A 12978-nucleotide genomic window follows, 5' to 3' on the forward strand; every position below is an offset into this window, starting at 1 on the left:
CGTGGAATAACCTCCAGTACCGGACGTCTTCCTAGTCCCAAGCGTAGCGACCAGTCAGAACTTCATGAACGATATCGACGAACAACTGAGGGAAATCATTCCAAGATTGCGACGGTTCGCCGTGTCGTTGACGCGCAACACCAGCAGCGCTGACGACCTGGTGCAGGCGAGCCTGGAGCGGGCATTGTCGAGTTGGAGCGGCAAACGCGCCGAGGGCGACTTGCGCGCCTGGCTGTTCTCGATTGTCTACCGGCAGTTTCTCGATGCGCACCGTCGCTCCCGGCGCTATGCGCGCATGCTCGAATTCTTCACCGGGCGTGACGATGCCCAGCCCTCGGTGGAGCGCACCGTTATCGCTCAATCGACCCTCAGCGCTTTCGATCAATTGCCCACCGAGCAACGCGCGCTGCTGCTCTGGGTGTCGGTGGAAGGCCTGAGCTACAAAGAGGTCGCCGGGATTCTCGACGTACCCACCGGCACCGTGATGTCCCGCCTGTCCCGGGCTCGCCAGGCCCTGCGCCAACTCAGTGATGGCGAAATCAACCGCCCTTCCCTGCGGAGACTCAAATGATCAGCATGCCCCCCAGCGAGCGTGACCTGCACGCCTATGTCGATCACCAACTGAGCGACGCCGACCGACGCCTGGTAGAGACTTTTCTGGCGAGCAATCCGCAAATGTCCGCACAAGTGCGCGCCTGGCAACTGGACGCCCAGCAACTGCGCGCGGCCCTCGGTGGCGCCTTGCAGCAACCGGTCAATCCGAACCTCGATCCAGCCGTGATTCGCCAACACCTGAAACGCCAGTCCCGTCGGCACCTGGCCAGCGCGGCGGTGCTGTTGATCGCAGTCAGTGTCGGCGGTTTCAGCGGTTGGCAAGCACGGGAAATGACCCTGGCCAGCGCCCCGGCACCGATGGCCGACGCTATACAGGCCTATCGCCTGATTGCCCAGCAAGGCATCCTCCCGGCCGATTACAACGTCGGCGAGGACGGTGATATGCAAGGCTGGCTCGACCGTTATTTCACTCAGGCCAATCGCCTGCCCGACCTTTCCGATGCCGGTTTCAAACCGGTCAGCGGGCGCCTGCTGAGCACCGAGCAAGGCCCGGCGGCGATGGTGGTCTACGAGAACCAGGGCGGGCAGAAAGTCAGTTTCTACGTGCGCCCGCCAGGGCCGAAAAACTACATGTTGCCGAGGGGCAGTCGCAGTGATGGCGAGTTGCAGGCCGAGTACTGGTCGGGAAGCGGCTACAACTATGCGATGGTCAGCCCGGCGGATACACCCGCGGCGCGGATGCTCAAACAGACCACTCAGTTCTGACAGATCAAACGATCGCAGCCTGCGGCAGCTCCTACAGATGTACACATGAACCTGTAGGAGCTGCCGCAGGCTGCGATCTTTTCATCCTTGCCCAAACACCTGCGAAGGCCGGCGCAGTAGCGGGTCGAACGGATTGATCCGCGGCCCGATCAGCGCCGCTTCGCGCTTGAGCATGTCCACCACCGTCGGCAGGCGATCCGGGCCCAATCGGTCACTCACGGTCGCCACACTCAACGCCGCCACCGCGCGACCTTCACGATCGAGAATCGGCACGGCCACCCCGGCCATGCCCTGCAGCACGCCGGTATTGCGCCCGGCGTAACCCAGGGCGCGCACGTTGTCGACTTCCGAGCGCAGGAACACCTCGTCATACAGGTGGAAGTCTTTCAGGCGCGGCAAGTTGTAATGGATGACGGTGTCGCGCTCTTCCTCCGGCAGGAACGCCAGAATCGCCAGGCTGCCCTGACCCACGCCCAACGCCACACGCCCGCCGATATCCCCGGTAAAGGTACGGATCGGGAACGGCCCTTCGCTGCGGTCCAGACAGATCGCATCAAAGCCGCAGCGCGCCAGCAAAAACAACGAATCACCCAGCGAAGCCGAGAGTCGCAGCAGCGCCGGCCGTGCCAGTTCGCGCAAGTTTCCGGTGTTGCCCGCACGCGCCGCCAGCGCGAAAAAATCCAGGCTCAGGCGATAGCGTTTACTGCGCCCATCCTGCTCGACCATGCCCTCGTCCATCAGGCTGCGCAGCAACCGATGCGTCGTCGGTTGCGATAAGCCGATGCGCTGCGCCAGTTGCGTCACCCGCTCGCCGCCCTCGACGGTATCACCCAGTGTTCGCAGTACCGCAAACAGTCTTGAGACCGCGCCGACACCGACTTCACTTTTGCTTTCATTCCGCTCAATGGAATCCTGCATCTTGTTTTCCGATTATTAATTTACTGATCGAATAAAACTTAAAATAGTCATCGCCTCAGTGAAATAGGCCATTGAGCCCATCCTAGTCTTCGTCCTACTCTGCGTCCAGACAGGGGCGATTCGAACAACAGCGGCAGCCGACTCAAGTCGAGCGCCACGCACCCCGGCAACATCTTTTCGTATCTGCCCATACAAAAAAGCGCGCCTTTGGGTGACGCATAACAATCTCAGGTGGAGCGCAGTCATGGCTTTTGTGCAACTTGAAAAACTCTGCAAACGCTACGGCGAAATCGACGCCGTCGTCGCCACCGACCTCTCGGTCGAGAAAGGTGAATTCGTGTCTTTGCTCGGCCCCTCGGGATGCGGCAAGACCACCACTCTGCAAATGATTGCCGGCTTCGTCGAAGTCACCAGCGGGCGCATCGTGCTCGATGGCCGCGACATCACCCACGCCAAACCCGCCAGCCGCGGTTTGGGGGTGGTATTCCAGAGCTACGCGCTGTTCCCGCACATGACCGTCAAGGACAACGTCGCTTTCGGCCTGCGCATGCGCAAGGTGGCGAACGCTGATATCCAGCAGCGAGTCGACCGGGTTCTGAAACTGGTGCGCCTGAATCAGCACGCCGAGCGTTACCCGCGGGAGCTTTCCGGTGGCCAGCGCCAGCGCGTCGCCCTGGCCCGCGCCCTGGTGATTCAGCCGCCGGTACTTTTGCTGGATGAACCACTGTCCAACCTCGACGCCAATCTGCGCGAAGAGATGCAATTCGAGATCCGCCGCATCCAGCGCGAAGTTGCAATCACCACGCTGATGGTCACCCACGACCAGTCGGAGGCGCTGTCCATCAGCGACCGTGTCGTGGTGATGCAGGCCGGTCGCATCACCCAGATCGACGCGCCCTACACCCTCTACGAACACCCGCGCACCGAGTTCATTTCCGGATTCGTCGGCAAGGCCAATCTGCTGCCCGGCGAGCGCAATGGTGCCGGTGTGGTTCAGGTGTGCGGTGTTGGCAAAGGCGATCTGACCCTGAGCCTGCGGCCGGAAAAAATCGATCTGCGCGATGCCGGCCACGGTCGTTTACAAGGCAAGATCGTCAGTCGGTTTTTCCTCGGCAGCCAATGGCTGTACGGCGTCGGGACGAGCCTGGGCGAACTCTGCGTGGTGCGCCGCAACGATGGCTCTGCGCCGTTGAACGAAGGCACTGCAGTCGGTCTGGACTGGGACGCGGCGCTGCTGCGAGTGCTGAGTGTCGACGAGGTGCCAGCATGAGTACGCTCACCGCCATCCACCAGGGACGCCAGGGGTATTGGCTGTCTGCACCGGCCCTGGCCTTGTACCTCTGCTTGTTGATCATCCCGCTGGGATTGACCCTGGTGCTGTCGTTCAACGTCTTCGACTACAGCTCGGGGATCAACGGCGACGCCTACACTGTCGAGCACTACAGCAACCTGCTGGGCGATCCATATTTCTACGAGATCTTTCTGCGCACCTTGTGGATCAGCGCCCTGACCACTTTGCTCTGCGTACTGATCGGCGTGCCCGAGGCCTACATCCTCAGTCGCATGGGCACACCCTGGCGCTCGATTTTCCTGATTCTGATCCTCACTCCGCTGTTGATTTCGGTGGTGGTGCGCGCCTTCGGCTGGAGCCTGTTGCTCGGCGCCGACGGCCTGGTCAACCAGACCCTGCAAGCCCTCGGCGGCTCGCCGATGAAGCTGCTCTACACGCCGTTCGCGGTGGTGATTGCGCTGGTCCACGTGATGCTGCCGTTCATGATCATTCCGGTCTGGACCTCGCTGCAGAAACTCGATCCCGCCGCCGAACAAGCCGCGCAGTCGCTGGGCGCCAGTCACTTCACGGTGATTCGCCAAGTCGTGCTGCCACAGGTCATGCCTGGTGTGTTGTCCGGCACATTGATCGTGTTTGGCCTGGCCGCCAGCTCATTCGCGATCCCCGGCCTGCTCGGCGGTCGTCGGCTGAAGATGGTTGCCACGCTGATCTACGACCAGTACCTATCGGAGCTCAATTGGCCCATGGGCGCGACTATTGCCGTGGCTCTGCTGCTCATCAACCTGCTGATCATGCTGTCGTGGAATCGCATGATCGAAGGCCGCTACAAGAAGTCATTGGGATAATTCGTCATGTCCAGGAACGGTCCTTTCGCCCTGCTGTTTCATACCCTGGTGGTGGTGTTCATGATGGCGCCGCTGGTGGTGGTTTGCCTTGTGGCCTTCACCCCGGAAAACACCCTGAGCCTGCCGACCACGGAGTTCTCTCTACGCTGGTTTCGCGCGGTGTTCGAGCGTGCCGATTTTGTCGATGCGTTCTACAACAGCCTGATCCTGGCGTTCGGTGCAGCCACCCTGGCGACGCTGATTGCGGTGCCCGCCGCGCTGGCGATCACCAGGTTCGAGTTTCCCGGTCGAGACTTTCTCAACGGCCTGTTTCTGTCGCCGATCATCATTCCGCACCTGGTACTTGGTGTGGCGTTGCTGCACCTGTTTGCGTTGCTGGGTGTCAATGGCAGCTTCGTCTGGCTGATTTTCGCCCATGTGCTGGTGATTACACCGTATGTGCTGCGTCTGGTGCTGGCCTCGGCCATTGGCCTGGATCGCAGCGCCGAACACGCCGCGCAATCCTTGGGCGCCGGGCGCTTCACGCTGTTCCGCCAGATCACCCTGCCGATGATTCTGCCGGGGGTGGCCGGTGGCTGGCTACTGGCGTTCATCAACAGTTTCGACGAAGTCACGCTGTCGATTTTCGTCACCTCGCCGGCCACACAAACCCTGCCGGTGCGCATGTACGTGTACGCCACTGAGTCCATCGATCCGATGATGGCGGCGGTGTCGGCACTGGTGATTGCGCTGACCGCACTGACGATGATTCTGCTTGATCGGGTCTACGGCCTGGATCGGGTTCTGGTGGGTAAACAATGAGGGCGCCATGGCTCTGCTGAAACGACTGGCCGAAGCTGACCGCCCGGCCCTGGACTTTACCCTCGACGGCCATCGCGCCAGCGGTTTGCTCGGCGATACCGTGCTGACCGCCGTGCTGACTTGCAGCGAACACCTGCGCGGCAGCGACTTCAGTGCCGAACCCCGCGCCGGCTTCTGCCTGATGGGGGCCTGTCAGGATTGCTGGGTGCGACTGGGCGATGGTCGCCGGGTGCGCGCCTGCTCGACGCTGCTCGAAGCCGGGCAGCAGGTCTGCCGCGAACCGGGGCGATCGTTATGAATAAACATTCCATCTGTAGAAACCGAATCCCACAGGGGTGAGAGTATGAAGTCTGTGGTCATCGTCGGCGCCGGTCCGGCGGGCATTCGTGCGGCTCAAACGCTGGTTGCCCATGGCGTGCGTCCGGTGCTGCTGGACGAAGCCGCACGCGGCGGCGGGCAGATTTATCGGCGTCAACCGGCCAACTTCAAACGTTCGCCGGCCAAGCTGTATGGCTTTGAAGCACGCAAAGCCAATGCGCTGCATCAGACGATTGACGCACTGCGCGAACAAATCGATTACCGCGCCGAAACCCTGGTGTGGAATGCCGAAGACGGCGCCCTCGACACCTTGCAGAACGGCCGCGCAGCACGCTTGGAGTTCTCCCGAGTGATCGTCGCCACCGGCGCCACCGACCGGATTCTGCCCGTACCGGGCTGGACATTGCCGGGGGTCTACAGTCTCGGTGCGGCGCAAATCGCCTTGAAGTTCCAGGGCTGCGCCATCGGCGAACGCGTGGTGTTCGCCGGCAGCGGCCCGCTGCTGTACCTGGTCGCCTATCAATACGCCAAGGCTGGGGCCAACGTGGTCGCGGTGCTCGACAGCTCACCCTTCAGCGCACAGGCCCGAGCCCTGCCCGGCCTGCTGGCGCAACCGTCCACGTTGGCCAAAGGCATTTATTACCGCGGCTGGCTGACCGCGCACGGCATCCCTGTGCATCAAGGCGCGACCCTGGCAGCCATCGACGGCGAGCAACGCGTGCAATCGCTGCGCTGGTCCAACGCCAGGGGCAACCACTCACTCGACTGCGACGCCGTGGCCTTCGCTCACGGCCTGCGCAGTGAAACCCAACTGGCCGATCTGCTCGGCTGTGAATTCGCCTGGAACCCGCTCAATCGCGCCTGGTTACCGCAACGTGACCGTGCGGGCCGCAGCAGTGTCGCCGAGGTTTATCTGGCGGGCGACGGTGCCGGCATCATGGGTGCGGACGCGGCGGAAATGGCCGGTGAGCGCGCCGCATTGGCACTGCTCGACGACATGGGTCATCTGATTTCGGCGCAGCGCCCTGCCCAGTTGGAACACCGCCTGGAACGCATTAGCGAATTTCGTCAGGGCCTCGAACGCGCCTTTACATTTCCCGACAACTGGGCCGCTGGTCTTACCGATGACGTGATGGTCTGTCGCTGTGAAGAAGTACGCGCCGGGGATATTCGCGACGTGGTGCGCGAAGGTCATTGGGAAATCAACCGGGTAAAGGCTCATTGTCGTGTCGGCATGGGGCGTTGCCAGGGTCGGATGTGCGGTGCCGCAGCAGCAGAAATCATTGCCTCCCAGAGCCAGCGCGCTGTGTCCGATATCGGCCGGTTGCGCGCCCAGGCACCGATCAAACCGCTGCCGTTTGGCCTGGAGATCGAGCTTTGAACGAAGTCGATGCAGTCATCATTGGCGGTGGCATTGTCGGTGCAAGCGCCGCCCTGTTTCTCAGTCGGGCCGGTCGGCGCGTGGCGCTGCTGGAACGGGATTTTTGCGGCTCACATTCCAGCGGCGTGAACTACGGCGGCGTGCGGCGTCAGGGTCGTCACCTGGCGCAATTGCCGCTGTCGCAAAAGGCCCACGAAATCTGGGCGCAGTTGCCACAACTGATTGGCATCGACGGCGAATACCAGCGCAGCGGTCACCTTAAACTGGCCCGCAGTCTCAACGATCTGCAAGCCCTGCGAGACTACGCCGATAGCAGTCGGGGGTTCGGTCTCGATCTGCAAGTGCTCGACCGAACCCAATTGCGCGCACGTTTTCCGTGGGTTGGAGACGTGGCGGCAGGCGCGTCCTATTGCCCTGACGATGGTCACGCCAACCCGCGCCTGGTGTCTCCGGCGTTCGCTCGGGCGGCGCGGCAACAGAGCGCGCAGGTTTACGAACAATGCGCGGTGAGCGCTGTAGAACATGACGGACAACGATTTCGTGTCCGTACGCAAACTGGCCTGGAATGGCGTGCACCCTGGCTGTTGAACTGCGCCGGAGCCTGGGCCGGCAGCCTGGCCACGCAGTTCGGCGAACCGGTGCCGATGCATTCAGGTCACCCGGCGATGCTGGTCACCGAACCGTTGCCGCTGGTGATGGATGCCAGCACCGGCGTCGAGGGCGGTGGCATTTATGCCCGTCAGGTTACTCGGGGAAATTGCGTACTGGGCGGCGGCCAGGGCTATGCCCTCGACGAGACCCGCGCCCGCCCCGGTCAAGGCGCAGTGCTGGAAATACTCCGCCAGGCCGTCGAGCTCTACCCGTTTCTTGAAGGTGCCCAGGCGATTCGTACCTGGAGCGGCACCGAAGGTTATCTGCCCGATCGCCAACCGGTGATCGGCCACAGTGGTACCCAACCCGGTCTGTTGCACGCGTTCGGCTTTGCCGGCGCCGGTTTCCAGATCGGTCCCGCGGTGGGCCAGGCGCTCACCGAAATCATCTGTAGCGGCGCATCAAAGACGTCGCTGGATGCGTTTTCCATCACCCGGTTTCACTCCATCTCCGTAGCTTGATAGAGGAAGGTCGCGCCAATGAATAACGTCAAATGCAGTGCACTGCTCGGTTTCTCTTGGCTAAGTTTTTCTTGCGTGGGCGCCCTGCTCACGGTCACTCAGGCCCAGGCCGAGCCAACACTTTATCTGGGCATGAACGGCGGGACCATGGAGCGGCTCTATGCCGACAAGGTGCTGCCGGCTTTCGAGAAGGCCAACAACGTCAAAGTAGTGATCGTACCGGGCACCTCATCCGATATCCTGGCCAAGGTTCAGGCCAGCAAGGGCAACCCGCAGATGCACGTGATGTTCCTCGACGACGGCATCATGTACCGCGCGATCTCCATGGGACTGTGCGACAAACTCGAAGACAGCCCGACGCTGGAACAGATTCCGGCCAAGGGACGGATCAAGGACCAGGCCGTGGCGGTCAGCCTCGGGGTCACCGGGCTGGCATACAACACCCGCTTGTTCAAAGAAAAAGGCTGGAGCGCGCCGACCTCCTGGATGGACATGGCCGACCCGCGCTTCAAGGACAAACTGGTGTTCCAGTCGATGGCCTCTTCGACGTTCGGATTGCACGGTTTCCTGATGTTCAACCGGATCCAGGGCGGCACCGAAACCAATGTCGACCCTGGTTTCAAGGCCTGGCCGAACACCGTCGGGCGTAACGTACTGGAATACATTCCGAGCTCGGCGAAGATCTCCGAAATGCTTCAGACCGACGAAGCGGCGCTGTTCCCGTTGACGCCGACCCAGGTGACGGCTCTGAAGCTCAAGGGCATGCCAGTGGAATACGCACAGCCGAAGGAAGGCGCCGTGGTGCTCAACGTCGCCGAATGCGCAATCGCCAATAACACGCAACCGGAGCTGGCGCAAAAACTTGCCGCCTTCTTGCTGACCCCGCAAGCCCAGGCCGTCGCACTCGAGGATGGCGACCAGATTCCGTCCAACCCCAACACCCCAACCACCGAGCGAACCCATGGTCAGGTCGAAGCCATGAAACATTACCTCGATACGGCGATTGCCCTGGATTGGGATCAGGTTAACGAACAACGTCCGGCATGGAATGCGCGGTGGAGCCGCAGTATCGAGCGCTAGGTCACTGGCAACGCACAGCTGTGTGGGCATCGGCATGACCTTGTGAGTGCGGGCTTGCTCCGGGCGGCGTTCCGACGAAGGCGGCCTGACAGTCGCCACATCTTTCCCGCTATCATGTCGCGCATTTGCGGTGCCACGCGCCTATTCCTTGATCAATAGCGAATCTGTTCATGCATACCCTTGCTCAATTGCGTAACGGCGAGTTGTCGGGCATCACGCGGCTGGATCTGGTCGACGGCCTGACCGAATTCCCCCGGGAGATCTTCGATCTGGCGGACTCGCTGGAAGTGCTCAACCTCAGCGGCAATGCCTTGAGCGCCCTGCCCGAGGACTTGCATCGCCTGAGCCGTTTGCGCGTGCTGTTCTGTTCCGATAACCGTTTCACCGAGTTGCCGGCCTGCCTGGGCCAATGCACCGCACTGACGATGATCGGCTTCAAGGCCAACCGCATCGACCACGTGCCCGCAGCGGCGCTCCCACCGCTGCTGCGCTGGCTGATCCTGACCGACAACTGCATCGAAACCTTGCCGACCGAACTGGGAGAGCGCCCGTTCCTGCAAAAGCTCATGCTCGCCGGCAACCGTTTGCAAGCGCTGCCGGAGTCGTTGCGCCAGTGCCATCGGCTGGAACTGATCCGCATCGCCGCCAACCGGTTGACCGGGTTGCCGCAATGGCTGCTGGAGCTGCCGAGCCTGACCTGGCTGGCGTACGCCGGTAACCCGCTGGAAACCGAAGCCGATGCCTCGGCCCTCGACGCCACACCGCGTATTGACTGGTCGGCATTGCGCCTGGAGAAAAAACTCGGCGAAGGGGCCTCCGGGGTGATTCATCAGGCCGTCTGGCAACCGGGCGACCAGCCGCCCATGGTCGTTGCGGTGAAGCTCTACAAGGGCGAAATGACCAGCGACGGTTCGCCATTGCACGAGATGAACGCCTGCATCACCGCTGGCCTGCACCCGAACCTGATCCGCGTCGAAGGGCGGATTGTCGATCACCCGCAGAAAACCGCCGGGCTGGTGATGCAACTGATCGCACCGAGCTACCGCAACCTCGCCGCACTGCCGAGCCTGGCGTCGTGCAGCCGCGACATTTACCCCGACGATTTGCGTTTCAGTGCCGCGGTGGCGCTGCGCATTGCCTCGGGCATTGCCTCGGTGGCCGAGCACCTGCACGGTCATGGCATCACCCACGGCGACCTCTATGGGCACAATATTCTGTGGAGTGAACAGGGTGATTGCTTGCTGGGGGACTTTGGTGCGGCGTCGTTCCACGCGATTTCCGACAGCCTTGAAAGCCGTGCCTTGCAGCGGATCGAGGTGCGGGCGTTCGGGGTGTTGTTGGGGGAGTTGCTGGCGCGAATCGACTCGGGGTTGAGCGATGAACTGCGTGGGGTGCTGGAAGATTTAGAACGGAGTTGCTGTCAGCCGCAGGTGCTGGAGCGGCCGGGGTTTGAGGAGATCGTCCAGGAGTTGGCTGGACTCAAGATATAAATACAGAACCTGTGGCGAGGCGGCGTTCCGACAAGCCCCTCGCCACAGGTCAGATCAAAGCCAGTTCGATCAACCCGCCAACCCGACAAACATGTCCTGCACGTCGTCGTGGTTATCGAGGCCTTCGAGGAACGCTTCGACTTCCGCCATCTGCTCATCGCTCAGGCCGCTGACCGGGTTTTTCGGCTGGTAGCCAAGTTTGGCCGACAGCACGGTGAAGCCTTGTTCCGGCAGGGCTTTCTGTACCGCATCGAGGTCGGTCGGCTCGGTCAGGAACAGGGTTGCACCCTCTTCACCCGGCTCGAAATCCTGTGCACCGGCTTCGATGGCGGCCATTTCCGGATCGGCGTCCGGGGTGTCCGGCGACGCTTCGATCATGCCGACGTGGTTGAAGTCCCAGGCCACGGAACCGGAAGCGCCCAGTTGACCCTTGCGGAATGCCACGCGGATCTCGGCGACGGTGCGATTGATGTTGTCGGTCACGCACTCAACGATCAACGGCACCTGATGCGGGGCGAACCCTTCATACGTCACGCGATGGTATTGCACGGTTTCGCCCAGCAGGCCCGCGCCCTTCTTGATGGCGCGATCCAGTGTTTCCTTGGGCATCGAAGCTTTCTTGGCCTGTTCAACCACCAGGCGCAAGTGCGCGTTGGTAGCAATATCAGCGCCGTTGCGCGCAGCAATGGTGATTTCCTTCACCAGTTTGCCGAAGATCTTGCCTTTGGCATTGGCTGCCGCTTCTTTGTGTTTAACCTTCCACTGTGCGCCCATTTCTCACTCTCTTATCTGTGGCATCTGTGGCGCCGAGACATCTATTGGTCGACGCTTTGTGCAAGTTTATACGGCCTAAAGTTGGCAATCGACCAAAAAATCCCGACTTGCATCGACATCTTCACCAGCGGTTGTAGGGCGATTCGGAAATGTCGCTTTAACGTGCCCGCAATGCGCTGGGGTTTCGTACGCTTTGCACCCTACTTCACGGCGGCAGCGTGTTCGATGCACAACGACAAGGAAAGTCCCACCACCCTGACGCTTCTCGACGACGACCTGAGTTTCCAGGTGGTCCGGTTCAGCGGTCATGAAGCACTCAACCAGCCCTATCGATTCGATATCGAGGTTATCGGGCTGGCACCGGCCCTGAACCTTGAGCGATTGCTGCGCCAACCGGTGTTCCTCGACTTCGGCCACGATCAAGGCATTCATGGCGTGCTACACAGCGCCAGTAGTGAACATCGAAGCGGGCACCGGGTCGCTTACAAGCTGGTGCTGGTGTCCCGTGTCCAAGTGCTGGAGCAGCAACGACGCCGACGCGTCTTCCAGCGCGCCAGCGTGCCCATGATCCTGCGCCAATTGCTCGAGGAACATGGGTTGCCCGCCGGCAGTTATCGCTTTGAACTGGCAGCCGGGCACTATCCCCTGCGACCTTTTTGCATTCAATACGATGAAACCGACCTGGCGTTGCTGCAACGACTGTGCGAGGAAGAAGGCATCCACTACCACTTCGAGCATCAACGCGATGGCCATGTCCTGGTGTTGGCCGATGACAGCCTGAGTTTCCCCCAGGAACCGCTGCTCATGCCGATGCGCAGCGGCGCCCTCGACGAACATCACGAACCTGTGATCAGCGAACTGTTCCAGCGCCATGACGCGACGCTCTCCCCCGTGCGCCCGGGTGCCAGGAATCCTGGTGCAGCGGACACCAGCGACGACGCAGCCAATCACTCGTTCGCCACGACGAGACACTTTCCCGCCCACGAACAACAACATCGCGATCAGCTCAGCCGTCGACAACTGGAACGTCTGCGTTGCCGACACCTGCAGATCCACGGCCAAAGTAACCAGGGTGCACTACGCAGTGGCCGGATCGTACAGGTGGCCGAGCACCCGCTGGCGAGTTTCAATGACCAATGGCTGGTCACCGAAATCCGCCATGAGGGGCGTCATTCATCGATTCTGTTCGACGACTCACCGGGCATCACCCCGGGCTACTGCAATCAATTCAGCGCCATCCCCTGGTCGACAGTGTTCAGGCCCTCGCTCAAACAACCCAGGCCGAGCATTCCCGGGTATCAGCCCGGCCAGGTGTGCGGCCTGGTCGGGCAACCGCCAACGGTGGATGAGGATGGCCGGGTTCAGGTGAACCTCTGGCCCGTCACACAAGCAGTCGCAGAGGCGTCCGATGGCCTGTGGCTGCCGCTGGCGCTGACCACCGCCGAGGACTGGATCGATCCGTCCCGCCTGCCCTTGGCCGGCAGCGAGGTACTGGTGATTTTCCTCGACAGTGACCCGGATCGCCCGGTGCTCTGTACGGCCATGGGCTCACGGCCACAACCTCGCGGCCCTCGTCCGCGTGAGCCCCGTGGCGATACCCGCCTGCTGTTCGACTGGCTGCTCAGCCGCTCGGACCTTGCGCCCTGAC

The 12978-nt window shown here is 61.8% G+C and carries 13 protein-coding genes; 11 read left to right on the forward strand and 2 right to left on the reverse strand.

Annotated elements, in window-relative coordinates:
- The first annotated feature begins 64 nt into the window (after positions 1-64).
- The gene (locus tag AC1D19_RS22565; RefSeq protein WP_151214457.1) at positions 65-571 is read left to right on the forward strand and encodes an RNA polymerase sigma factor; all 507 of its coding nucleotides are present in this window, start codon (positions 65-67) and stop codon (positions 569-571) included.
- Positions 568-1320, forward strand: coding sequence for an anti-sigma factor family protein (locus tag AC1D19_RS22570; protein WP_477764597.1), 753 nt, complete (start codon positions 568-570; stop codon positions 1318-1320). Before AC1D19_RS22565 ends, AC1D19_RS22570 begins: the two co-directional genes overlap by 4 nt.
- Before the next feature lie 81 nt (positions 1321-1401).
- Here the strand turns inward: AC1D19_RS22570 and AC1D19_RS22575 are convergent, their stop codons facing one another.
- A complete protein-coding gene (locus AC1D19_RS22575) occupies positions 1402-2238 on the reverse strand; it encodes an IclR family transcriptional regulator (RefSeq protein WP_477764598.1) in 837 nt (278 codons plus the stop codon).
- A 244-nt stretch (positions 2239-2482) separates the two neighbouring features.
- Here AC1D19_RS22575 and AC1D19_RS22580 point away from each other — a divergent pair, with 244 nt between their 5' ends.
- From AC1D19_RS22580 to AC1D19_RS22615, 8 genes are all read left to right on the forward strand, one after another.
- Positions 2483-3508 carry an ABC transporter ATP-binding protein gene (locus tag AC1D19_RS22580; protein WP_477755130.1) on the forward strand — a complete coding sequence of 342 codons (1026 nt, stop codon included), beginning with the start codon at positions 2483-2485 and terminating at the stop codon, positions 3506-3508.
- A complete protein-coding gene (locus tag AC1D19_RS22585; RefSeq protein WP_477755131.1) occupies positions 3505-4374 on the forward strand; it encodes an ABC transporter permease in 870 nt (289 codons plus the stop codon). The genes AC1D19_RS22580 and AC1D19_RS22585 overlap by 4 nt, the downstream gene beginning before the upstream one ends.
- Before the next feature lie 6 nt (positions 4375-4380).
- Positions 4381-5175, forward strand: coding sequence for an ABC transporter permease (locus tag AC1D19_RS22590; RefSeq protein WP_477755132.1), 795 nt, complete (start codon positions 4381-4383; stop codon positions 5173-5175).
- Between the two features lie 7 nt (positions 5176-5182).
- Entirely contained in the window at positions 5183-5473 is a 291-nt protein-coding gene (locus AC1D19_RS22595) for a (2Fe-2S)-binding protein (protein WP_477764599.1), read from the forward strand.
- Positions 5474-5518: 45 nt separating this feature from the next.
- Complete coding sequence (locus AC1D19_RS22600; RefSeq protein WP_477764600.1) at positions 5519-6874, forward strand: FAD/NAD(P)-dependent oxidoreductase; 1356 nt, start codon at positions 5519-5521, stop codon at positions 6872-6874.
- Positions 6871-7986, forward strand: coding sequence for an NAD(P)/FAD-dependent oxidoreductase (locus tag AC1D19_RS22605; RefSeq protein ID WP_477764601.1), 1116 nt, complete (start codon positions 6871-6873; stop codon positions 7984-7986). The genes AC1D19_RS22600 and AC1D19_RS22605 overlap by 4 nt, the downstream gene beginning before the upstream one ends.
- Positions 7987-8004: 18 nt before the next feature.
- The gene (locus AC1D19_RS22610) at positions 8005-9066 is read left to right on the forward strand and encodes an ABC transporter substrate-binding protein (RefSeq protein ID WP_477764602.1); all 1062 of its coding nucleotides are present in this window, start codon (positions 8005-8007) and stop codon (positions 9064-9066) included.
- 170 nt (positions 9067-9236) lie between these two features.
- Positions 9237-10556 (forward strand): leucine-rich repeat-containing protein kinase family protein, encoded by a 1320-nt coding sequence (locus tag AC1D19_RS22615; RefSeq protein ID WP_477764603.1) that lies wholly within the window; start codon positions 9237-9239, stop codon positions 10554-10556.
- Between the two features lie 69 nt (positions 10557-10625).
- Here the strand turns inward: AC1D19_RS22615 and AC1D19_RS22620 are convergent, their stop codons facing one another.
- Positions 10626-11330 carry a YebC/PmpR family DNA-binding transcriptional regulator gene (locus tag AC1D19_RS22620; RefSeq protein WP_008051121.1) on the reverse strand — a complete coding sequence of 235 codons (705 nt, stop codon included), beginning with the start codon at positions 11328-11330 and terminating at the stop codon, positions 10626-10628.
- A 225-nt stretch (positions 11331-11555) separates the two neighbouring features.
- Here AC1D19_RS22620 and AC1D19_RS22625 point away from each other — a divergent pair, with 225 nt between their 5' ends.
- Positions 11556-12977: a type VI secretion system Vgr family protein gene (locus tag AC1D19_RS22625; protein WP_477764617.1), complete on the forward strand. Its 1422-nt coding sequence runs from the start codon at positions 11556-11558 to the stop codon at positions 12975-12977.
- Position 12978: the final 1 nt, after the last annotated feature.

The sequence above is a fragment of the Pseudomonas sp. P1_C12 genome (genome assembly GCF_056406435.1).

Coding starts and splice junctions, on each gene's coding strand:
- AC1D19_RS22565 (WP_151214457.1), top strand. CDS start 65: ATGAACGATATCGACGAACAACTGAGGGAAATCATTCCAAGATTGCGA.
- AC1D19_RS22570 (WP_477764597.1), top strand. CDS start 568: ATGATCAGCATGCCCCCCAGCGAGCGTGACCTGCACGCCTATGTCGAT.
- AC1D19_RS22575 (WP_477764598.1), bottom strand. CDS start 2,238: ATGCAGGATTCCATTGAGCGGAATGAAAGCAAAAGTGAAGTCGGTGTC.
- AC1D19_RS22580 (WP_477755130.1), top strand. CDS start 2,483: ATGGCTTTTGTGCAACTTGAAAAACTCTGCAAACGCTACGGCGAAATC.
- AC1D19_RS22585 (WP_477755131.1), top strand. CDS start 3,505: ATGAGTACGCTCACCGCCATCCACCAGGGACGCCAGGGGTATTGGCTG.
- AC1D19_RS22590 (WP_477755132.1), top strand. CDS start 4,381: ATGTCCAGGAACGGTCCTTTCGCCCTGCTGTTTCATACCCTGGTGGTG.
- AC1D19_RS22595 (WP_477764599.1), top strand. CDS start 5,183: ATGGCTCTGCTGAAACGACTGGCCGAAGCTGACCGCCCGGCCCTGGAC.
- AC1D19_RS22600 (WP_477764600.1), top strand. CDS start 5,519: ATGAAGTCTGTGGTCATCGTCGGCGCCGGTCCGGCGGGCATTCGTGCG.
- AC1D19_RS22610 (WP_477764602.1), top strand. CDS start 8,005: ATGAATAACGTCAAATGCAGTGCACTGCTCGGTTTCTCTTGGCTAAGT.
- AC1D19_RS22615 (WP_477764603.1), top strand. CDS start 9,237: ATGCATACCCTTGCTCAATTGCGTAACGGCGAGTTGTCGGGCATCACG.
- AC1D19_RS22620 (WP_008051121.1), bottom strand. CDS start 11,330: ATGGGCGCACAGTGGAAGGTTAAACACAAAGAAGCGGCAGCCAATGCC.
- AC1D19_RS22625 (WP_477764617.1), top strand. CDS start 11,556: ATGCACAACGACAAGGAAAGTCCCACCACCCTGACGCTTCTCGACGAC.